A 21,598-nucleotide genomic window follows, 5' to 3' on the forward strand; every position below is an offset into this window, starting at 1 on the left:
ATCTTGACAATAAGAGGTGATCCAAATGGATAAAAGCAGTTTATTTCATCAATTCGTAACGTTTACAGCAAGTGTCCATCAAGTGACACACGAGCTGTCACAAAACGTGACCGTTGCCAATATAACACCGCTTCAATATAAAATTCTTGAATATATTAAAGTAAGCCAGCCCGTAACGCCTACCGAAATAAGCGAATGTCAGCATATGTCTTTACCCAACACAAGTCGTGAATTGCGAAAATTACAAGACCAAAACCTTATTGAAAAATATAACGACACGGAGGACCGAAGAAAGCAGTACATTCGCTTGTCCATTGAGGGAGATAAAATGATGGAGGAGGCCTTTGCATGCATTGAGGAGCGCTTTTTACAGCTTATTCAACATGCTTCACAGGAGGATATAAAGGATATTCAACTTGCCCTAACTATCCTGGAACAAAAGGTCTTTCAACGAAAAGAATAATATGTGCAGCTTCAATGTTCTTATCAGTCAGCCATTGAAGCTGCACTATTTTTCAAAACAAATATCTTTAGTTTATATGCCGCTCCTCCCATGCTCAAAACAATCTAAATTAAGCAAGACTCTACTCTTCATGCCATCCATTGAGTAATTAATAATTGATCCATATGTCCTTACATATTCATCATGATTTCGTAACCTATTGGCTTTTTCATTAATAGAATAAAGGTGTATAGAAGGAGGAGACTCAAGTGGACGTAGGAATATTTGACAGGAAGTGGATTGAGGAAAATTTGGATACACTTCCAATTTGGCAACAGTCTGCCTACATGGATTTTGCCAACACGATTGCTGATGAAGAAAATACCTTTCCGTGTGTACCTGCCAGAATGGGGTTTTTATCGAATCATCTGCGCTATAGTTTTATTGGAGATCCACGGAAGGAGCAATCCATTCATGAGCTAGCACACTGTTTAAAGGAATTCACAAAATCCTCGCAAACTTTTGGTAAATATACAACACTCACTGTATTCTTTCATACCCCTCAAGATATGCTCGGTAATTATAAAGTCGAGGATTATCAGCAATTGTTTTGGACCATACTTAACCAATTAACTAACATCGACGATCTCGATTGGCCTGAACAAATACCAACCGACCCCGCACACAATGAATGGGAGTTTTGTTTTAACGGTGAGCCCTATTTTATCTCCTGCGCAACACCCGCACATAAAATGCGCAGGAGTCGCCATTTCTCTACTTTGCTCATGGCCATTCAGCCACGCTGGATTTTTGAAGAAATAAACGACTCTACTGCATTTGGGCGAAAATTAAAGAAGCTCATCCGTCAACGCATAGCCCATTATGATGCACTCCCTGGACATCCAGATTTAAAATGGTACGGTCAAGAAGATAGTTATGAATGGAAGCAATATTTTTTAAGTGATGATCATCAAAGTCCGTCCAAATGTCCGTTCTTACGAAGGTCGCAAAAATAACGTCCAAACCATTAGGCTTCCTTATGACTTTGCCTTTTCACAACAATCCAGGTTGCCATCCCTATAAGGACAAGAAAGAGCAGGCTCACGAAAAAGCCGAGTCTGCTTGTTTTTTCTCCTAGCGTACCTGATACTGTAACCGCTATGAGCAGCATCCCCAACCCATTTTTCACATGCTCCCACTTAGATAACTCCATAAGCTTCATATAGGTTATTAAAATAAAGAGCCAGTTATAAATCAACATTAAACCTGCTGCTGTCATCAAATATTCAAAGATTTTTTCAGGCATGAGAAAGCCAATAACGATTGTTATGACTAAGCCACCAGTTAAAAATATAAAGGCAGGCATAGGAACTTTTCTTTTCCCTTTCTTCGCTAGTATTTTGGGTGCATCATGATCCTCTGCCAGTGTAATAAGAATCGTAATCACCGCATAGAGAGAAGCTACCATTGTTGAAAATCCAGCAATGATTAAAACACCATTAAAAATATCTGCCACAAAGGGAATGTGATAACCTTGAAGGGCTGTAATAAAGGGACTCTCATCAATCGTAAAGTCCTTCCAAGAGACAAGCGCTAACGCAAGTGCAATGGCCATTAAAAAAATGATCGTAATAACTACTAACATTATTCTGCCTGCTTTTGGTGCTTCTTTTGGATTTTTTAAATCAATGACCATTAACCCCATTACTTCAATGCCTCCATAGGCGTAAAAGGCATACAATAGCCCGAGCCAAATTCCTTTTATACCTTGTGAGAAAAATTCTTCATAATTCGCATAGAGTGAATCCAATGTAGAGGCTTGTGACCCTTTCGTGATGATGACAATGGCTACGATAATAAACATCACAATCGCTGCCGCCTTTAAAGCTCCAAATATGTTCTGGAAGTTTTCAAAACCCTTCATCCCTGTGAGAATCACAACTAACCCTATAGCAGCATAGATAGAGGCTGCAACCCATAATGGCAATGCGGGAAACCAAAACTTTGTAAAAATACCGAGCGCCATAAGCTGGCTCCCCATAATAAGAATTTCAGAGATTAAATAGACCCAACCATTACTAAATCCAGCCCACCTGCCAAATGCTTGTTTAGCATAAGTACGAAATGAACCTTTATCAGGATTCTCAACAGACATTTTAACAAGTGCATCATAAACAATATACGTACAAATAGCCGCTAATAAAAAAGGAATTAAAACAGCCGGACCACTTTTATGAATGGCCATACTTGTTCCAAGAAAAAAACCTGTTCCTAGCGTACAGCCTATACCGATAAGCGAAAGCTGCCACCAGGACAACCTGCCCTTACTTGTATTTGATGTCATGTAATCAACCCTTCACTACTTTCTTACTAAAGGCAATGTCATACATCGAATGCCTCCACCACCTTTTTCAAGCTCTGTGATGTCCACTTCCAGTAATTTCTTTTTACTTAATATTGGATGCTTCAATAACTGCTGCTTAGATGCCTGCTTACTGATTACTAACGTTTCTGGATCAAGATTAATTAAGTTAATGTCCGGAATGGTTTTATAGGTTTCCAGCCAGTAAACATCAAAACCATGACGCTGTAAAAATGGTGCGGGCATATCAAAATAACTTCCCCGGGCTGTAAACACCTGTACAGGAAAATAACGCACAAAGCTTTTAGCAATCATTAAGTTATGATTCACAACATTACAATTCATATCTAAATGAAGCGTATCATTGCCTTTCGGTAAATCAATAACCGCAATTTCTGAAAATCCTTGTTGAAAGAAGCGCTCCTTCAAGCTTTCAACAGCCTCTAATGAAGTTCTCATCCCTAGATTCATGAGGATTGCATCCTTATTTAATAGCATGACATCCCCACATTCAAGGGATTGAGAAGGCTGTGCATTGCTTATAAATTGTTCGGGAAACCACTTGGCTAAAATAGCATGAGCATATGGATACTCAGGGCGTCTTAACGAGCTTCCAGCGTTACCAGGTAAAAGCTGCTGCCCCACAACACAGGCTAAATCGCGCACAAAATAACGATTAATGAGCTGTTCACTTAACAGCTGCTGTTCTTTTGTTAATTCTTTGGCATAATCAATTACTCTTACCCCAGCGTTTTCAAGCGTTGTCTTCAATGCCAGGAAATTTTCCATAGCTTTATGATGGTTGACAGGCTCACTCCACCCAACCTGCTCAGCTATTTTTGAATCAGTTACATCTACTATCGAAGGTGCACAAAGCATGACCACCTTTAGTTCCTCATGCTCCGACCAACAATTTACTTGAAATGAGTCCATCTTTGTTCTCCCCTTCTGCTTGTCGTTCTCTGTTAGCGTTACCATTGAAGGGGGGATTATACAATAGGAACAGTCACAAACAATGTCATGAACTATATGTAGCATAAATAAAAATTTAGAGAGAACGACAAAGGCTCTCTCTCTCATTACGTAAAATATTCTAATTTCGCTTGCGGGAAGAACTTTTTCATATAGCCATATAAATGTTCTTTAATATCTTCTTCCTCATCTTTTTGATAAATGTATTTACCTATTCCATATTTCCCCCATTTATATCGTCTCACGGTTTCGTCAAGTTCTAGCTTTGTCATCGGATAATTTTTTTCAATCACACGTTTAGCTGGCTTCGTAAAGCGATGCTGGATAAACTCAAAAGTAATATCCTCACGCACATCCTTTGGTAATTCAGCATCTAACCGCTCAAACATCTGATAATACCCCTCCTGCCATCCATCATGTAGATAAATGGGGGCAACGATGAAACCGAGCGGATAGCCAGCCCTTGCCACTTTCCCAGCCGCCTCAATTCTTTTTGCTAATGGAGAAGTTCCAGGCTCAAAATGCTTAATCACATAATCCGCATTGACGCTAAAACGGAATCTTGTCTTACCATTATGTTTAGCATCCAATAGGTGATCCACATGATGGAACTTCGTCACAAATCGTAATTGACCTAATTCACTTTGTCCAAAATGCTCAATAGCACGTTTCAATGTATGTGTGAGATGGTCAATCCCTACAATATCGGACGTACAGGATGCCTCAAAACGTGTAATGTCAGGAGCACGTTCAGCCATATAATGATCAGCCTGCTCCAATATTTCATCCACATTAACATACGTACGAATATAAGGCTTGCTACCCATCGTTGTTTGTAAATAACAATAATGGCAATGACCCATACAGCCAGTGGCAAATGGAATGGCATATTCAGCGGAAGGCTTGGATGTATCAAACTTTAACGTTTTCCGGATGCCCACTACCAAAGTAGATTTGGCTACTCGATACTTTTGAAAATCATTGTCTCCAGGGAGATTTCTTACTTGGTTATGCGAAGTTGTATAGCGTATTTCGATTCCCATCTGCTCAAACTTTTCTTTTAACTCCTGACCTAACGGATAGTGGAGCGCATCAGGCTCAAAATAGACGAGCTGAGGGATAAATGGTTTATTCATCGTTATCCTCCCTCAATGAAAATACTGGTGGTAGGCTTGCTCAGCCGCCATTTCACTTGAAAAAATTAACATATCATTCGTTATCGGATAATAGGTTTCAAATAGGAATACGGCTAGCTCCTCTGGTTGCTCTGGATGATTAACCACCGCGGCTTCCTGTATATTCGCTACATCCTGAATATGAGGATTCCGATAAAAAATATAAACGATATCACCGACATTATATGGTTGTTGCATCTTTTCACCTTCCTCTGTCTTTCTGTTAGTGTGGTGAAATGGTTAGAGAAATATGTCATAAAAAATTTTTTTACGTAATATACATAAATTTATGTGAAGCTATCTTCAAATCTAGGAAAATAGAATAATGCAGAATTTTTTAATTATTTGGTATAATCAAGAAAAGGAGGAAGATATATGATCAAACAATCCATTATTGAAAATGTCCTTGAAGCAGCGCTAGCAACTGGTGGGGATTTTTCAGAAATTTTTATTGAAGATAAATATGTCAATGACTTTGTCTTACAAAGCGGCAAAATTGAACAAAGTATTACTGGGCGTGATTTTGGAATTGGTATCCGCATTTTTTCAGGACTTCAAAGCATCTATACTTACACCAATGATTTTTCTGAGGCAGGTTTATTAGCAGCGGCAGAGCGTGCAGCCCTAGCCATCAAAGGCGGTAAATCGGGTACCATTCACCCTTTGCATAAAGAAATCATCACTCCTATTCATCAAATTCTCCGCATGCCTCATACAGTGGAACACGCAAGAAAAACAGCTATTATGCGACAAGCAGACTCTATTGCCAGACATTATGATCCCCGAATTCATCAGGTAAAAGTTCGATATTTTGATGAACAACAAAACGTACTGATTGCAAATTCAGAGGGTAAGCTTGTTGAGGATACACGCGTTCACAGTAGACTTAGTATGCAAGCGACAGCTACAGAGGGTACTGAGGTACAAACAGGCTTCTATGGCCCAGGTGCACATGCAGGCTTTGAATTTATTGAAAAGCTAGACCTAAACCATTATGCAGGAGAAGCTGCACGTATCGCAGTCACAATGCTTCATGCAGATGAATGTCCAAGCGGTAAATTCCCTGTCATTATTGATAATGAATTTGGTGGTGTCATTTTCCATGAGGCTTGTGGACATGGTTTAGAGGCAACTGCTGTTGCTAAAAATAATTCAGTATTTGCCAATCGTATCGGTGAACAAGTCGCTCCTGAAATTGTTACATATATTGATGATGGTACACTTCCGAACGAGTGGGGATCATTAAATATTGATGACGAGGGAGAAAAAACTAGAAAGAACATTTTAATTGAAAATGGGATTTTAAAGGGCTATTTAATTGATAAATTTAATGCTCGCCGTATGGATGCACAGCCAACTGGCTCTTCTCGTCGACAATCCTATCGATTTAACCCCACATCACGTATGACAAATACGTATATTGCCCCAGGCACATCTACGCCAGCCGATATTATTGCATCGACCGAGTATGGTATTTACGCAAAGTATATGGGAGGTGGACAAGTTTCCCCTTCTACTGGCGATTATAATTTTGCCGTAATGGAGGCCTATATCGTTAAAAATGGAAAAATTGACCGCCCTGTACGGGGCGCAACACTCATTGGCAATGGCGCAAAAACATTGCAGCTCGTTGATCGAGTAGGTAATAATCTCGCTCATGGAGCAGGTATGTGTGGTTCTCTAAGCGGAAGTCTTCCTGTCAATGTTGGTCAGCCAATGATTCGGGTAAGCGAAATAACAGTTGGTGGAACGAAGGGGGAATGATGAATGAACATTGCTAAATACCAGGAAAGACTATTAGACAAGGCACAAGAAGCGGGATTTATAGAAGCGGAGGTTTATTATGAACAAAATAAATCAATTCGATGCATGCTCTACAAGGGCGAGATAGATAGCTACGAAACGTCTGAGGACGGAGGGCTAAGTCTACGAGGGCTTTACAACGGAAAAATGGGCTATTCCTATACAGAAAAACTAGACGATGATTCGATTTCCTTTTTAATTAATAGCGCAAAAGCAAATGCAAACATACTTGATGAAGATGAGGGCGTAGCCATTTTCCATGGCAGCGCTAAATACCCATCCTATGACTATTACAATGAAGAATTAGAGACTATCGGAATTCCAGAAAAAATAGAGCTCCTTCGTTCCATCGAAGAAAAAATTCGCGCATACGATTCACGTATCATTGCTCTTGATTATTGTTTCCTGCAAGAATATACGACTGAACGCTCATTAGTGAATAGTAAAAATCTTGCCTTATCACATAAGGAGAACGGCCTCGTGATTTTCCTCTCCACTGTTGTAAAAGAGGGTGAAGAGATGAAAACAGGACGTTATTTGAAAATGACACGTGATTTTCCTTCTCTGCATGCTGATGATATTGCCAAGGAAGCAGCTGAGGAGGCTCTTGCGAATTTAGGTGAAAAATCGATTCCTAGTGGAAAATATCCAATCATTCTTCGCTCTGATGCATCAGCATCATTATTAGAAACATTTATGCCAATACTGTCAGCTGAAAATGCTCAAAAAGATCAATCTCTATTAAAGGGAAAGGTGGGACAAAAGGTGGCATCAGGGGCAGTTTCCCTACTAAGTACTCCATTCCATCCTGCCGCATTGTCTGGAGCAAGCTTTGATGGTGAGGGTGTTGCAACAAAAGAGCAGGAAATTATTTTAGAGGGGACACTCCAAACACTTCTGCATAATAGAAAAACGGCCAAAAAAGATAACTGTGAAACAACAGGGCATGCCCATAAAGATTCCTATAAAGGAGCCTTAACGATTGCGCCCCAAATTTTATATATTTCAACTGGTGAGAAATCTCTAGATGAATTAATTCAGTCGGTTGGTAACGGTGTATTAATTACTGAATTATCTGGGCTTCATTCTGGTACGAATACGGTATCAGGTGATTTTTCAGTCGCTGCTAAAGGATTTCAAATTCAAAATGGTAAAATTTCCTCCCCTGTTAAGCAAATGACGATAGCAGGTAATTTTTTCGAGTTTTTACAGGATATTAAAGAAACTAGCTCTGAGCTTTACTTCCTACCAGGAGGATATGGCTCCTCATCGCTACTTGTAAATGAACTATCTGTAACAGTGGAATAACACCAAAAAGTAAGCCATTCTAATTTCTCGGCAATTCTTTTATCTATAGTCACCAACCTCTCATTCAGTGGAAGCGACTATGGGTGAGAGAGTTGCCTTCTTTATTGTATAAAGCCAGTGTCATCCACTATTTTTGCTAATCCTCCTACCACCTTCCCTCTTAAAATTCTCTTACAGCTTCTACGATATGTAGACAAGGAAATACTGCGACATAGCAACTAATGGTTAAATTTTCTTTTAGAGGTAAAATGGTGAAACTTTTAGGCCTTTGATACGTTAAATAAGTTGTCATGCTGCGTCAGTTATATGGCATGAAGAAGGGTGGAATATATGAAAAAAATATGGACTTTATTTTTTGCAGCAATGCTTATTGTACCGCTATTGCTGCAACCGGCAACCGCACAAGCGGCAAAAGCCATCACAATTACTGTGGACGGGGTTCAATTGAAGACCGATCAGCCGCCAGCGATGATTCAAGGGCGTGTGATGCTGCCACTTAGAGCAATCTTTGAGGCATTGGGTGCCAATGTAAATTGGGATTCAAGGAGTCAAACTGTAACAGGGTATAAAGGAGATACTACAGTAGTTCTCAAAATGAAATCGAAGGTAGCTACTATTGATGGCCAGTCAGTTACGCTTGATGTACCAGCACAAATTTTAAGAGGCAGAACTATGGTACCAGTTCGCTTCGTTAGTGAAGCGCTTGGTCAGGAGGTTGACTGGAACTCAAAAAATCAGACTGTCACTATTATATCTGACACTCCAAGCTATATCAGTATTTCTCCTGCGAGCAATGTATCTGTACGCGATGTTAATGATCAGGGAGATGGGCGTGACATGGAGATTAGCTTTTCCAGATCGTCTACAGAATCATACGTCGATCATTATCGGGTAATGGTTTTGAAGGCATCCAAAAGCTTCAATTTGGCATCTGCCTTGAAGGTCTCCCCTTCTAATTATACAGTAGTATCTACATCAAATTCGAATCGTGCTGTTACTTTATCGCAGAATTCAAGGGATGTGGATGGAGACTTCATTAGAAATGATCAGCCTTATGTAGTTCGTATACTTGCGGTTGGGAAAGGTTCTTATTCTAGCGTTTTATCGAGTTCTTCCGCAAAGATTACCTTAACGAATTTGTCGTCTGTTACAGAGGTAACAAATGTGAGAATGAATGATATTAACGATTTTGGCGATGGACGCGATATCTCAGTTAGCTTCACTCGTCCGCAAAATGATAACAATATTTCCAATTATCGTATGTATATCGTAAAGTCTAGGGATGCTAGCAATTTTAGTCTTACTACTGCCAATAATTTATCAAGCAGCTACTATACAACCGTGAATAAATCGGGAAATAACGGCAGTATTTTGACAGGAACTTTATCTTCCACAGCACGTGATACTGCCGGTGATCTCATTAAGAATAACGTACCTTATACAGCGTTCGTTATGTCTGTAAGTAACACGAATTCATTAGGAAATAAGCTGTCATCGGGCTCATCATCCGTAACACTTAGTCAAAATACAATGTCTACTCCGATTATTACACAAGTGAGTGATATCAATGACTTTGGGGATGGGCGTGATTTAAGAGTTAGCTTCAATAAAGTGTCCGATGAATCTACTCTTAGCGCTTACAGAATTTTTGTAGTAAGAGCTAACAACTATTCAAATTTTACATTGACAAAGGCAAACAGCTTATCTAGCACTTATTACACACAAGTAAACAAAACAGGCTACAATATTACTCAGGTACTCTCTTCAGGAGCAAGAGATACTGACGGATATCCCATTCAAAATGGCGTTAGCTATCGTGTGTTCGTTATGGCCGTAACAAATAACTCAGCGAATAATACGCTATCTTCAGCCTCGAATACGATTACGCTATATAGCAGCAATGCGGGTGCAGTATCGAATCTATATGCTAACGATGTAAGTGATTATGGCAACGGACGCGACCTCTTTGTCTCTTTCAATAAAGCTGTAGACGAGTCCATTATTAGTCACTATCGGATTCTAGTTGTACCAACAGCTTATTACAATAGCTTCAGTCTGACGGAAGCAAATAATGTATCCAGCAGCAATTATACAACTGTATACAAATCTGGAAAATCCACATACGAGCAAACGTTATCTGAAAATACTCGAGATGTGCGCGGTAATACAATCAAAGAAGGTACTAGCTACCGCATTTATGTTTTAACTGTAGCGAATGGAATAGGAAGCAATGCACTATCTGCGCCGACATCTACGATTACGCTAAATAAGAACTTTAATGTGCAAGCTGTATCCAATCTAAATGTGGCAGATATAGACGATAATGGAGATGGCCGTGATGTGCAAGTAACGTTTACAAAGCCTTCGAATGAATCAAATGTCAATCATTATCGAATTCTAATTGTACCGACAGCTTATTACAGTAGCTTTAATCTTTCACAAGCCAATAGTAGTAATTATTACATCACTGAAAGCAAAGGTGGGAATATAACTACAACGAGAACGTTGGATGGGATTAGGGATGTACGTGGTAATTTTATTACGGAAGGAACTAGCTACCGCGTCTATGTACTGACTGTATCCAATGGAAATTCTCCAAATACCTATGCTCTATCCTCTGCTTCGCCTGTCATTACACTTAGTAAAAGTAAAGCTGTTCAGGCGGTAAGTAATATTAATGTAAGCGATGTTGGTGATTATGGAGATGGTCGAGATTTACAAATATCGTTCTCGAAGCCTTCTGATGAATCCAATATTGGTAGCTACCGTATACTTGTCGTACCCGCATCAAAAGCAAATGGATTTGATGTGAACGCAGCTATTAAAGCCACTAATTTTATGGATATAAATAAAGGTCAATCTAGTATAAGTTTGGGAACTGGTAGTAAAGATACAGAAGGAAGACTGATAACGAATGGCGAAGAATATCGCATCTATATATTATCTGTAGGTAATGGCACGTCAAAGGCAATGTATAACTTATCCTACCCATCTTCTTCTATTACTTTAGTGGATCATTCAGCACCTGTAGCGGTAGAGAATGTACAACTGAGTATTCAAGGTCAACAAAATAGATATTCCGATATTACCATTAGCTTCGATGTCAAAAACGGACAAAACGTAACGGAATATAGAGTGTTTATGCTACCTAAAGATGCCGCAGATGGTTTCAAAGATAGTGATGCCATTAACAATAATTATAGTACTAGAATTTATCAGAATGGTCTCCCCAATGTAAGTCAAAGTCTAAATATAGATTTAGATGCATTTGGAAAACCACTCACAGCATCCATAGAATATGTGGCTAAGGTTTTAGCTGTGGGCAAAGGAAATTATCTATCAACTACGTCCAATTCAGTGATGCTTCTGGAAAAGCCTGATAATACTAGTGGTGCGGCGTCCCAAGACGCTCAAATTAACCCATAAGACAAATAGTTTATAAAGAAGGGACTCCCAATGGTCTTCATCGACCAATGGGAGTCCCTTCTTGCTGTATGGATCATGCTATAATAAATTATTTGGACAAATCTATTTTTTTATTTAATAAATATATTGATAGTCCACCAACTGTCATAGACAATAATTCTCCAACCCCCACTGTGAACCATGTAGCCCAAAAAGGAAGGTCATAAAGAATGGTTAATTGCCCTGCAACCGTAAACATGGATACAGCAAAAATCAATGCCGTCACTACCATTTTTACGATATCATTGGCGATATGCTTTGTAATGCTTCTACAAAGTACTAGTACTAGGAAGGTGGCAATCCCGCCAATTGGCACATCTACTATCCATGTGGGCGACATAAAATTTGCTAGTATGACGCCTAATGTCACTGCGTATACATAACGCTTATTGTACAAGGCCAGATAATTAAACATTTCTGACAATCGTAGTTGAACAGCGCCAAAGCTAATGACTGACAATAAAACCGTTACAGCAACATATAGTGCTGCAACAAGAGCCGTCTTTGTCAGTTCACTCACTGACATACGGCTTGAATCTTTTACAATCGATGTATGCAATTTTATTCTCCTTTGTAAAATAGCTAATCGCTATTTTAGTAATAACTACGACCAAAGGAAGAGAGCTTAGCGCCCTATCTGAAGTGCCGTAGTGCAAGCAATTTTGCTTACTTGCGTATTATAGCAGAAGAATAACTTGATGAACAATCCTACTTAGTCAACCAGCCACCATCGATTGGTAATACAGTACCATGCATATAATCTGCTGCTGAGCTTGCTAAAAATAAGGTTAAATTTGCAACCTCCTGAGGCTGTGCCCAGCGACCAGCCGGCGTTTCCTGTGCTACCCATTTCGCCATTTCTCCGTCACCCTCAAAATCTGCCTGATTCATCGGAGTTTGAATGGCTCCAGGTGCAATTGCATTTGCTCGTATTCCCGCTCTACAATAATCTAAATCTAACTGCTTTGTATAGCCAACAATGGCATGCTTAGAGGCTGTGTAGGCCGCTCCACCACCACCAGCAACAAGTCCAGCAATAGAAGCCATATTGACAATCGTACCAGCTCCTCTTGCAACCATATGAGGCAAGATTTTATTCGTCACAAAAAACGTTCCTTTAACATTGGTGTTCATAATTTTATCCCATAATGCTTCGTCCGTATCCAACGTCTTTGCAAAGCCATCTAAAATACCTGCTGTATTACATAAAATATCAATTTGTGTAAATGAAGAAATAGCAGCTTCGTACGACTGTTCCACATCTTGTTGGCTACAAACACTACCAACCATATAGGCAAAATGCTCTGGATATTGCTGCTGTAATTGGACTAACCCTTGCGCTTCTATATCAAAACCAAATACATTCGCGCCATTTTCTAAAAAAGCAAGTGCTTGAGCATATCCAATTCCTGATGCAGCCCCCGTAATAAAAATCGTTTTATTTGTATATTCTTCGAATCTCATAACATGTCTCCTTACAACAAGAAGCCACCTCAAAATTGAGATGACTTCTCCTATTATTATTCAACTACTATCCAATCTTCCGCTAATAAATCACATACTGTAGGCGTGAACATTGTGTAGCCTTCTCCACGTACATTAATCAAAAAATAAGGATTCAAAGTCTCTCCATCGTGTTGACTTTGGCCGACTAGCTTCACATATAGTTCAGCCCCGCCCCAGCCTTTACGAATTACTTTTTCTCCTGCTTTTAAGCGTGGTAATATTTCTTCAAACGTCATGTCTTCATCCTCTATTCCCATTCATTATCGCATTAGTATACTGGATTTTCAGTAGGTTGACAACAATGGGTAGCATTGCTTTTTCATCTGTACCTGCTCTGTCGTCACCTTTAGTCCATTTGCCACTAAATAGCTTGTTGCTGGATTACTTGCTAAGAAATTAACAGCTGATATATTCACCTTCTGAGCTGTCAAACTGGCTAAAAAATGCGGCAGTAATTTGACATTACTCACGTCTAATACTTCTAATTGATAAAGAATAACCCGCTCCAACTCACCCTGTTTACCCCAAACTGTTTTATATAACATATAGCCCAGCACATCATTTGCTTCGTTATAGAAAACCCGAGCTTCTCCTTGCTTAACGCTATGCCAGCTACATTGCCAAGGGACATCTTCCTGATAAAATGGCACATGAGGTAATTGCTCTGGACGAATTATTTCTGCTCGAATAGCTGATGTTTGTTCTACTCTCGCTGCATATTCCCCACTTAAAAATTGAAGTTGATCGGTTATAGCATAGCCATATTTCTCATACAAAGCAATCGCTACTGAATTTTCCTTTATTGCTTCCAGTACAGCAATTTCAACATTTTCACGTTCATAGATTGCTAGTGTTTCCTCCATTAGTAATCGTGAAACGCCTTTCCCACGATAAAAGGGTGAAATGCCTGTGCCGCCATTCCAAGCCACTTTCTTACCATTAATAATGCGAAAGCCGTTCATAACAATACCAATCGGTTCATCATGGTCAAAAACGACAAAGGAGTGCTCAGCTGACAGCCCCTCCCCAACAAGTCGCTGCAAAAACATTTCTGTCGACATGTCAATTGGCACAAAGTATCCTTCAAAGCCTTTGTTCCACGCCCGCAATACTTCCTCAAATGTACATTGAGAAACTGTTTTGATATTCATCATTTCCCTCATCTCAAATTGTATCTAATTTTGCTAAATCTTCTAATGTCAGTTTTCCCAAAATTTCATACCCATGACCTAAGCCCTTAGGTTTTACAATAACGGTGCCCATACTCGAAATATCCCCTAGCCCCATATCTTTCGGAAAACTATGGCCAATCATGACTCTATTGATTCCCTTCGGTGGTTGCATTTCCATCATAGATTGAAAAGCCATTAAAATTGTATTTTGTTGAACAGTCGACAAATTTCCACCTAACATAAAGATCTCAAACAAAAAAGGATCGATCTGTACCTGAACATTTGGAAAAGCCAACTGAGCTGTTTCAATCGTTCGACAGAAAGGACTAGCTGTGATAGGCGCAAGGATGGGGATTTGCCAATAACGTAGCATCTGGCCATAATATACAGCCTCATGACGACCTTGTTCTGATAAATTTCTTTGATACTGACAACTTTGAAATAGAGCATTCGCTTGATCTACACCTACTGTTGCAGTCCCATGCCTTGCATATAAAATAAGTCCTCCTTCTTTTAATAATTGCAGGAGATCCTTTTCCAATTCTTTCATCCCCTTCATTTTATCACTTTATTCTTTGTAATGTATGTCTTACAAATAGAAAAAAGCTCCCTATTTTTTAGGAAACTTCTTTCTTTTTCAGGGAAATAAAGTAACGCTGTCGATCTCCACTTCTGGCAGACACCCTCACCAGGATTTGCATTCCTCGTTCCAATTAATTTTTCGATAAAGTACTTTATCTACCAAAAATATGGAACAGATGATGTATGACAGGCAAGGGATTTTTTTATGCGACCTTTGTTTCAGGAATTTTATGAACTTTCCTTGAGTATAGGAACTGAGACATAAAATGTGCTATTTCACCTTTTTAGTTTACTTTCTTGTAAAGGATTATTAAACTAGTGTTTACGGTGTGTAATTTTAAAGTCATATTGATTTTGTGTTTTATTTTATGTAGGATAAACAAGCATTGTTTGGTTTACAAACAAAAAATAGAGTTAATTAATATTCTAGAATATTAATAGATGAGGAAGTCCCGAGTTATATGAAAAATCCAAAAATAAAGCTTATATTAATTCTATCAACAATTTTATTATGTTTGTTTACAAGTTTAAACATCATTACATCCTATGTAAAAATTAAAAAGACCGTTGAAGAATCAATTGCTAATCAAAGTCTAGAGGCTGCCACTACCATTGCATCTTCCATCGATACCATTGCCTATCAGCAATTTTTAGATAATCCGCACAAGAATGATTATTATTGGGAAGTAAGAAGTTACTTAAATGATGCAAGGGTAAAGCTAGGTGCATTATTTGTTTATACATTACAGGTGGATAACCCAAAAGTATCAAAAGCAATGGTAATGGGTATGCCGAGTGAACTAAAAAAAGGATTTGAAATAGGTGAGGTTTGTACTGTTCCTGCTCAACAAGTAGAAAAAGCCTATCATGGTGAAACCTATGTTACAGAGGTAATCCATGATTCAGTCCACGGTTCTTATTTATCTGTTGGTGCGCCCATTAAAGATGATACAGGCAAAATAATTGGTTATCTAGGTATTGATATAAGCGCAGATACTTTAAATGGTATTAAAGGGAAAGTCATTGAAGATAACCTATTTATTTTTATTTTCAATGGTGTTTTTATTTTAATTGTTGCTGGTTCTTTTTTATTTTTACAAAGATGGTACCAAAAAGAGGTAGCGAAGGAAGTAGGCGCTACAGAAGATACTTACCAAGCAGAAATCAAAACGCTGATTACCTCGGTGTCTTCGTTACGTCATGATTTCACGAACCATATTCAAGTTTTACATGGCCTTTTACAATTAGAAAAAACAGATCAAGCAAAACAATATTTAGCATCACTGTCTAAAGAAGTACAAGCGATTAAATCTTTAAAATTAAATATTGATCATCCAGGTTTATCCATATTATTACAAACAAAAAAGCTAACTGCACAGAATCATAATATTGATATGGATTTTACCATCTCTCAGGGCGACTTTAATAAAATTAAAACAACAGATTTAATCAAGATTCTATCGAACTTAATTGACAATGCGATTGATGCTGCCAATGAATTGCCTGAGGGGCAACGTAAAATTATGATTTGTTGTCAAGCAAATGAAACACAATATGAATTTAAAATTACGAATACAGGACCGAATATTGTAGATGAGAATCAAATCTTTAAACAAGGATTCTCTACGAAAAAGCATGAAAATGGTAAAATTCGAGGGCAAGGTTTATTTATCGTGAAAGAAATTGTCCATAAATATCATGGAGATATTTCGATTGAATCATCGAAACATCTTGAAACGACTGCCATCGTCCATATTCCGTTCAAATAGCTACAAAATGTAGAGACCATTAGACAAAGGCCATTGAGAAAATGATTCTCAATGGCCTTTGTTTTTTCTCATCCTCGTACGCATAGTAATAGAAGTACAGCACGGCATAACAACTTTTTCGGAAATAGCGAGAGATGCAGCTAGACCCCTTCAGAAATGAAAACCAACGACCTCATGTTATTTCCATGAAAAAGAAAGAAAACAGACTTTTTGAGCTTGTCTACAGCCAAATATTAGGAAACGGTCAAACACCCTGATTTTTTTTTGCCTTATTAGTAGCAGTTCGTGTCCGATCTTGTGGTTTTAGGAAGGACGGTCGTAGACTATAGCCCTTTGGCGATAAACGTAGTAAGGACTTGCCGATATTTCCACCACTTTCGTAATCAGCACTAAAATTTATATAGGGCACACCTAAAACACGCATATTTGCTGCATAAAGGATAATGAAAAAGACCGAAATAAAAAATCCAAACAGACCCAAAAAAGCTGAAAATAAAATGATGATTAATCGGAAAATACTCATTGCTGTCACAAAGGCTTGATTGACCAGTGTGAATGCAGCAATGCTTGAAATTGCAATGATAACAATCATCGAAGGGCTTGTCACACCAGCTTTAATCGCAGCATCTCCAATGATTAATCCTCCAACAACACTGATTGAACCACTAATCGCACTAGGCAAACGCAAATTGGCCTCGCGAAACATTTCAAACATAAATAGCATCATCATTATTTCAAGTACTGTCGGAAATGGTAATCCCGTTCTTGACTCGACCACTGTCGCAAGAAGAAGATATGGAAGCTGTTCTTGATGATAGGTGGTTACGGCAAGCCAAAAACCAGGAAGTAACATACTAATCAGTATTCCAAATATTCGGAGCACCCGTTCCATTGAACTGACGATGATTGGATATTCATTGTCCTCAGCTGTTTTAAAGAGCAGCATAATATTGGCCGGAATAATCATGGCATACGAAACGCCATCGATCATTATTAGTATTCGTCCTCTCATTAATGCCTGAAGAGCAAAATCTGGTCTTCCCGTATAATCATGTCTAGGGAGAACTTTAGCCGTTTGTTCAATTGCCTCCATCAGCAAATCGCCATTAACGACAATATCTGTATCAATTTTTTGTAATTGTAAACGGATTTGTTCTAGCATATTCAAATTCACAATGTCTTCCATATATAACACAGCTACCGTTGTTTTAGAGCGTTGACCAATCTCTAATGTTTCTACACTAAATGAATTTGTAGGTAAACGTTTTCGTAGTAAAGCTATATTAATAAATACATCTTCAATAAAATCATCTCTTGGCCCTTTCACAACTAATTCAAGCGTTGTTTCCCCAGGCTCACGATTAGGTCTATTTGAAATATCACTGGAATAAATCAAGTGATCTTCCTCAAAATATAATAAGACGTGGCCTTTATAGACTCTTGTAATAATATCCTCTTTCTTCATGACCTTTTGTAAATAAGGAACATGAAGATGCTGTTCAATTAGTTCTTCTAACGTTTCATCAGAACCACTATTAAATAAGGATTGGACACGTTCGACTACAACGGTTTGAAGAAGTTCTTCGTCTATCATGGCGTCACAGGTTATCATATGGACGGTATGTTGCTGAAATTTATACTGTTGGAATATCACATCAGCAGAGCGTTGAAATAGTGATTTCAACATTTTCAAATTCATCATTTGTTCCATTGAAATACTTCTCATCTCCTACTGAGCCTGCTCAAATTTAGTACATTTATGAAAACTTGGACGTTTAATAAATATACTTAGGCATATTTTTCCCATGGATATAAAAATTATTCAAGCAACCAGTACGGTGATAACCTATTCAGTATGTTCTTAGCCAATCATTTTTTGTAGATTCGCCATCTCAATTGCCGATATTGCCGAATCATACCCTTTATTACCTGATTTTGTCCCCGCACGTTCAATCGCCTGTTCAATATTTTCTGTTGTAACAATACCGAAAATAACTGGCACATTGGTCGTTAACGATACATTTGCTATACCTTTTGCCGACTCATTACATACATAATCATAATGTGTTGTAGAACCGCGAATAACCGTTCCTAAACCAATAATCGCATCATATTTTTTTGTCTCTGCTAATTGTTTCGCAATAAAAGGCACCTCAAAAGCTCCAGGCACCCATGCAACATCAATAGATGCTTCATCAACACCATGTCGCTTTAACCCATCCATTGCTCCATCTAATAATTTGCTTGTAATAAACTCATTGAATCGACCTACAACTACTGCAATTTTTAAATCCGTTCCTATTAATTGTGCTTCAAATGTTTGACCCATTTTTTATAACTCCTTTGTTAGTAGTTTGTTGTTAATGTTTGGCTACGATAAGCGGCTAACGCCTCAATGGAAATCATTTTTAAACCATGATGTGCTGCATACTTTGTCAGTTCTTCAAAGCGCATCATGTGACCATCGTCTCCCATGATTTCACAAATCACCCCAGCAGGAATACTATGACAAAGCTTAGCTAAATCAATGGTCGCCTCCGTATGGCCTCTTCGCTCTAAGACACCGTTATCCTTTGCGATTAATGGAAAAATATGTCCTGGCCGACGAAAATCAGTGTTTTTTGCTTGAGACTTGATCATCTTTTGTATAGTGAAAGCCCGCTCAAAGGCACTAATCCCTGTTGTTGTTTCCACATGGTCGATACTTACGGTAAATGCTGTTTGATGGTTATCCGTATTAAGCTGAACCATTGGGTGCAGTTCTAGCTTATGTGCTAGCTCCTGCGAAATCGGCGTACAAATTAAACCTCTCCCATAAGTCGCCATAAAGTTAATCGTTTCAGGAGTGATATATTCAGCAAGTGCAAGAAGATCCCCCTCATTTTCCCGATCTTCATCATCCACCACGACAATCACTTTCCCTTGTTTTAAATCCTCTATGGCATCTTCAATTGCATGTAGCACTCTTGTCATCTCCTTATTATGTGATCTTAAAAACCATGCCGTGCCAAATAATCTCTTGTTATCATAGACTTGCCTTGCCCGTTCTTCAATTGGTTTACAATATACTTACCTACTAAATCTGTTTCAATATTGACGAATGCGCCAATTTTTTTCATGCCTAAAATTGTTTCCTTGTAAGTATGAGGAATCAGTGAAATAGTGACATAATTCGATTCAACATGAAAGATTGTTAAGCTTGTGCCATCAATCGTTATGGAGCCCTTTGGAATACAGAAACTTGTTAGTTCCTCAGACAATTCGATATCAATATAGACCGCGTTGGCGACTGGACGCTTTCGTAAAATTTTCCCAACTGCATCAACATGGCCAGCAACAAAATGACCACCAAATCGCCCGTTCGCAGGCATCGCACGCTCCAAATTAACCGGATCGCCTACTGCAAGCTGATGTAAATTTGTAGCTTTGACGGTTTCAGGCATGACATCCATCGTCAGCTCTTGATCCGTAAAATGGGTCACCGTTAAACAAACTCCATTGACGGCTATACTATCCCCTAGCCTTACATCTTCTGTAACTTTTAAAGAGTGAACAGTGATTTTCATACTGTTCTTATAGCTTTTCAAGGCTTTAATAGTGCCAATATCCTCTACAATACCTGTAAACATTTCTTCACCTGCTTTCACTCATTTACGTAGCTTTTATCCATTACTCTCGCTTTTCTATCCGTCTCCCTTCTGAAGCTTCTATAAAAAGAAAAACCCCTTTGACAAAGGGGTTTTGGGAGTATAAGACATCAATAAATAAGCCTACTTGGATATACATTTTTTCCATAGACTAGTATCTTATTTGTTCTTCTCCCATCCAGACTATCACTGTCGGTTTTGGATTTGCACCAAATCAGCTTGCGCTCACGGACTTTGAATAACTTCATCACCGCCGATTGGGAATTTCACCCTACCCCGAAGAACATCTTCTATTCAATTGATTGGCTAAATAAAAAACTTCCCTACAAGTTTGCGGGAAGTAGTGTAATAAATGCATAATCAAATAGACCTTTTAAATTACATTGAATTTAAAAAGCTCGCACTTATACCCTTCTCCCATCCAGACTGTTACTGTCGGTTTTGGATTTGCACCAAATCAGCTTGCGCTCACGGACTTTGAATGACTTCATCACCGCCGATTGGGAATTTCACCCTACCCCGAAGGATCATTTTATTTAGCTAGTTCTTACGATAACACTATTTAATTATATTATCTATACTTCTGTCTGTATTTTTTAAAAAAGGTGCCACCCCTTACTATAGAGGTGGCTCAGACTGTAGACAAAAGTCATCGAGAAGTTTATTCTCGATGGCTTTTGTCATGTTTCTTTCTCTTTCATTTCTATATCTGGTAAATCATTGCTGTATCCAACATACTCTTCGAGCATAGAGGCTCTCTTAAGCTGTCTGCCACGTCCAAGTAGCTAGTTTCTTTAAATTCATGGCAGCAAAAGTAAGCATCGCCTGCATGGACCATTTTTTTAGACCTCTTAAGGTTGTCCATCGCATACCATGCTTTTCTTTTGCATCCGCAAAGACATGCTCAATCGTTTCTTTGCGCTTGGCATAAATTTGTTTGATGTCATAGGAATGGCGTAAATGTTCAGCTTCCTCCACATACGACTCCCAAATATGACGTTGAATGAGTTTTGATGATGCTTACTTTCTGTACATTGGGAAAGGCTTGGACACCTCGCACAAATCAAAGGATTCGATTTATATTGGCGATATCCTTCCTTCGTCGTTGTCGCATACTTCAATATCTGCCCTTGTTTCAAAGATAACAATAATAATGCCCGTCATATATACTCATGCTTTCGGAAGAATCCATCTTTCATTTTAGGACGTGTATATGGAAGAACAGGCAACATTTGATTCTCTAACAAATAAATATATAGTCTACATGGAGAATTTACTTTTCAATACCCTATGTAGATGGAGTACTTTATGTAGAAGTTGATGGGAACGAAGGGCGGCGACTCCTGCGGGAAAAGCGGGAAAGTCGAGATCCTGGACTGAGCGAAGCGAGGGAAG

Annotated in this window: 19 protein-coding genes, 1 pseudogene and 2 riboswitches; of the genes and pseudogenes, 6 read left to right on the top strand and 14 right to left on the bottom strand. The window is 38.7% G+C overall.

Features of this window, described 5'->3' with window-relative positions; translation table 11 throughout:
- Positions 1 to 25 precede the first annotated feature (25 nt).
- Positions 26 to 463, top strand: a complete 438-nt coding sequence (locus ACOZBY_RS14545; protein WP_031417188.1) for a MarR family winged helix-turn-helix transcriptional regulator — start codon at positions 26 to 28, stop codon at positions 461 to 463.
- 248 nt (positions 464 to 711) lie between these two features.
- Positions 712 to 1,458 (top strand): YqcI/YcgG family protein, encoded by a 747-nt coding sequence (locus ACOZBY_RS14550; RefSeq protein ID WP_031417189.1) that lies wholly within the window; start codon positions 712 to 714, stop codon positions 1,456 to 1,458.
- Between the two features lie 11 nt (positions 1,459 to 1,469).
- On the opposite strand, the gene ACOZBY_RS14555 is transcribed toward ACOZBY_RS14550, so the two are convergent.
- From ACOZBY_RS14555 to ACOZBY_RS14570, 4 genes are all read right to left on the bottom strand, one after another.
- On the bottom strand, positions 1,470 to 2,786 hold the full coding sequence (locus ACOZBY_RS14555) for an amino acid permease (protein WP_031417190.1): 1,317 nt from the start codon (positions 2,784 to 2,786) through the stop codon (positions 1,470 to 1,472).
- A 15-nt stretch (positions 2,787 to 2,801) separates the two neighbouring features.
- Positions 2,802 to 3,737: an arginine deiminase family protein gene (locus ACOZBY_RS14560; protein WP_031417191.1), complete on the bottom strand. Its 936-nt coding sequence runs from the start codon at positions 3,735 to 3,737 to the stop codon at positions 2,802 to 2,804.
- 146 nt (positions 3,738 to 3,883) lie between these two features.
- Positions 3,884 to 4,912, bottom strand: coding sequence for a spore photoproduct lyase (splB, locus tag ACOZBY_RS14565; protein WP_012293725.1), 1,029 nt, complete (start codon positions 4,910 to 4,912; stop codon positions 3,884 to 3,886).
- 12 nt (positions 4,913 to 4,924) lie between these two features.
- On the bottom strand, positions 4,925 to 5,149 hold the full coding sequence (locus tag ACOZBY_RS14570; RefSeq protein ID WP_012293724.1) for a transcriptional regulator SplA domain-containing protein: 225 nt from the start codon (positions 5,147 to 5,149) through the stop codon (positions 4,925 to 4,927).
- A 177-nt stretch (positions 5,150 to 5,326) separates the two neighbouring features.
- On the opposite strand from ACOZBY_RS14570, the gene ACOZBY_RS14575 reads away from it, so the two are divergent.
- The 3 genes from ACOZBY_RS14575 (at position 5,327) to ACOZBY_RS14585 (ending at position 11,488) form a co-directional block, all read left to right on the top strand.
- Positions 5,327 to 6,715, top strand: a complete 1,389-nt coding sequence (locus ACOZBY_RS14575) for a TldD/PmbA family protein (protein ID WP_012293723.1) — start codon at positions 5,327 to 5,329, stop codon at positions 6,713 to 6,715.
- 3 nt (positions 6,716 to 6,718) lie between these two features.
- A complete protein-coding gene (locus ACOZBY_RS14580; RefSeq protein WP_422762508.1) occupies positions 6,719 to 8,062 on the top strand; it encodes a TldD/PmbA family protein in 1,344 nt (447 codons plus the stop codon).
- A 330-nt stretch (positions 8,063 to 8,392) separates the two neighbouring features.
- A complete protein-coding gene (locus tag ACOZBY_RS14585) occupies positions 8,393 to 11,488 on the top strand; it encodes a copper amine oxidase N-terminal domain-containing protein (RefSeq protein WP_099806419.1) in 3,096 nt (1,031 codons plus the stop codon).
- An 88-nt stretch (positions 11,489 to 11,576) separates the two neighbouring features.
- Here the strand turns inward: ACOZBY_RS14585 and ACOZBY_RS14590 are convergent, their stop codons facing one another.
- The 5 genes from ACOZBY_RS14590 to ACOZBY_RS14610 all read right to left on the bottom strand — a co-directional run bounded on the left by ACOZBY_RS14590 (position 11,577) and on the right by ACOZBY_RS14610 (position 14,764).
- Positions 11,577 to 12,086 (bottom strand): QueT transporter family protein, encoded by a 510-nt coding sequence (locus tag ACOZBY_RS14590; protein WP_227256869.1) that lies wholly within the window; start codon positions 12,084 to 12,086, stop codon positions 11,577 to 11,579.
- 149 nt (positions 12,087 to 12,235) lie between these two features.
- Positions 12,236 to 12,991 carry a 3-oxoacyl-ACP reductase gene (locus ACOZBY_RS14595; protein ID WP_031417195.1) on the bottom strand — a complete coding sequence of 252 codons (756 nt, stop codon included), beginning with the start codon at positions 12,989 to 12,991 and terminating at the stop codon, positions 12,236 to 12,238.
- A gap of 56 nt (positions 12,992 to 13,047) precedes the next feature.
- Positions 13,048 to 13,269, bottom strand: coding sequence for a DUF2829 domain-containing protein (locus ACOZBY_RS14600; protein WP_012293718.1), 222 nt, complete (start codon positions 13,267 to 13,269; stop codon positions 13,048 to 13,050).
- Between the two features lie 48 nt (positions 13,270 to 13,317).
- Positions 13,318 to 14,187: a GNAT family N-acetyltransferase gene (locus ACOZBY_RS14605; protein ID WP_422762509.1), complete on the bottom strand. Its 870-nt coding sequence runs from the start codon at positions 14,185 to 14,187 to the stop codon at positions 13,318 to 13,320.
- Positions 14,188 to 14,197: 10 nt separating this feature from the next.
- Entirely contained in the window at positions 14,198 to 14,764 is a 567-nt protein-coding gene (locus tag ACOZBY_RS14610; RefSeq protein WP_012293716.1) for a histidine phosphatase family protein, read from the bottom strand.
- A 484-nt stretch (positions 14,765 to 15,248) separates the two neighbouring features.
- On the opposite strand from ACOZBY_RS14610, the gene ACOZBY_RS14615 reads away from it, so the two are divergent.
- Positions 15,249 to 16,556, top strand: a complete 1,308-nt coding sequence (locus tag ACOZBY_RS14615; RefSeq protein WP_012293715.1) for a GHKL domain-containing protein — start codon at positions 15,249 to 15,251, stop codon at positions 16,554 to 16,556.
- A gap of 244 nt (positions 16,557 to 16,800) precedes the next feature.
- Here the strand turns inward: ACOZBY_RS14615 and ACOZBY_RS14620 are convergent, their stop codons facing one another.
- The 5 genes and pseudogenes from ACOZBY_RS14620 to ACOZBY_RS14640 all read right to left on the bottom strand — a co-directional run.
- Positions 16,801 to 18,267, bottom strand: a complete 1,467-nt coding sequence (locus tag ACOZBY_RS14620) for a spore germination protein (protein WP_031417199.1) — start codon at positions 18,265 to 18,267, stop codon at positions 16,801 to 16,803.
- A 150-nt stretch (positions 18,268 to 18,417) separates the two neighbouring features.
- Complete coding sequence (ribE, locus tag ACOZBY_RS14625) at positions 18,418 to 18,885, bottom strand: 6,7-dimethyl-8-ribityllumazine synthase (RefSeq protein WP_008176574.1); 468 nt, start codon at positions 18,883 to 18,885, stop codon at positions 18,418 to 18,420.
- 17 nt (positions 18,886 to 18,902) lie between these two features.
- Positions 18,903 to 19,529: a 3,4-dihydroxy-2-butanone-4-phosphate synthase gene (gene ribB / locus ACOZBY_RS14630; protein ID WP_080718186.1), complete on the bottom strand. Its 627-nt coding sequence runs from the start codon at positions 19,527 to 19,529 to the stop codon at positions 18,903 to 18,905.
- 17 nt (positions 19,530 to 19,546) lie between these two features.
- Entirely contained in the window at positions 19,547 to 20,185 is a 639-nt protein-coding gene (gene ribE, locus ACOZBY_RS14635; protein WP_031417200.1) for a riboflavin synthase, read from the bottom strand.
- 180 nt (positions 20,186 to 20,365) lie between these two features.
- Positions 20,366 to 20,491: riboswitch (FMN riboswitch) on the bottom strand.
- Between the two features lie 117 nt (positions 20,492 to 20,608).
- Positions 20,609 to 20,734, bottom strand: a riboswitch (FMN riboswitch).
- A 228-nt stretch (positions 20,735 to 20,962) separates the two neighbouring features.
- Positions 20,963 to 21,453 (bottom strand): annotated as a pseudogene (locus ACOZBY_RS14640) (transposase); the annotation flags it as partial.
- Between the last annotated feature and the right edge of the window lie 145 nt (positions 21,454 to 21,598).

The sequence above is a fragment of the Lysinibacillus sp. NPDC056220 genome (assembly GCF_049315265.1).
GTDB classification, from domain to species: Bacteria; Bacillota; Bacilli; order Bacillales_A; family Planococcaceae; genus Lysinibacillus; species Lysinibacillus pinottii.

Bases quoted from the DNA above. Each gene is read 5' to 3' on its own strand.
- ACOZBY_RS14545 (WP_031417188.1), top strand. From the start codon at position 26: ATGGATAAAAGCAGTTTATTTCATCAATTCGTAACGTTTACAGCAAGT.
- ACOZBY_RS14555 (WP_031417190.1), bottom strand. From the start codon at position 2,786: ATGACATCAAATACAAGTAAGGGCAGGTTGTCCTGGTGGCAGCTTTCG.
- ACOZBY_RS14560 (WP_031417191.1), bottom strand. From the start codon at position 3,737: ATGGACTCATTTCAAGTAAATTGTTGGTCGGAGCATGAGGAACTAAAG.
- splB (WP_012293725.1), bottom strand. From the start codon at position 4,912: ATGAATAAACCATTTATCCCTCAGCTCGTCTATTTTGAGCCTGATGCG.
- ACOZBY_RS14570 (WP_012293724.1), bottom strand. From the start codon at position 5,149: ATGCAACAACCATATAATGTCGGTGATATCGTTTATATTTTTTATCGG.
- ACOZBY_RS14575 (WP_012293723.1), top strand. From the start codon at position 5,327: ATGATCAAACAATCCATTATTGAAAATGTCCTTGAAGCAGCGCTAGCA.
- ACOZBY_RS14580 (WP_422762508.1), top strand. From the start codon at position 6,719: ATGAACATTGCTAAATACCAGGAAAGACTATTAGACAAGGCACAAGAA.
- ACOZBY_RS14585 (WP_099806419.1), top strand. From the start codon at position 8,393: ATGAAAAAAATATGGACTTTATTTTTTGCAGCAATGCTTATTGTACCG.
- ACOZBY_RS14595 (WP_031417195.1), bottom strand. From the start codon at position 12,991: ATGAGATTCGAAGAATATACAAATAAAACGATTTTTATTACGGGGGCT.
- ACOZBY_RS14600 (WP_012293718.1), bottom strand. From the start codon at position 13,269: ATGACGTTTGAAGAAATATTACCACGCTTAAAAGCAGGAGAAAAAGTA.
- ACOZBY_RS14605 (WP_422762509.1), bottom strand. From the start codon at position 14,187: ATGATGAATATCAAAACAGTTTCTCAATGTACATTTGAGGAAGTATTG.
- ACOZBY_RS14610 (WP_012293716.1), bottom strand. From the start codon at position 14,764: ATGAAGGGGATGAAAGAATTGGAAAAGGATCTCCTGCAATTATTAAAA.
- ACOZBY_RS14615 (WP_012293715.1), top strand. From the start codon at position 15,249: ATGAAAAATCCAAAAATAAAGCTTATATTAATTCTATCAACAATTTTA.
- ACOZBY_RS14620 (WP_031417199.1), bottom strand. From the start codon at position 18,267: ATGGAACAAATGATGAATTTGAAAATGTTGAAATCACTATTTCAACGC.
- ribE (WP_008176574.1), bottom strand. From the start codon at position 18,885: ATGGGTCAAACATTTGAAGCACAATTAATAGGAACGGATTTAAAAATT.
- ribB (WP_080718186.1), bottom strand. From the start codon at position 19,529: ATGACAAGAGTGCTACATGCAATTGAAGATGCCATAGAGGATTTAAAA.
- ribE (WP_031417200.1), bottom strand. From the start codon at position 20,185: ATGTTTACAGGTATTGTAGAGGATATTGGCACTATTAAAGCCTTGAAA.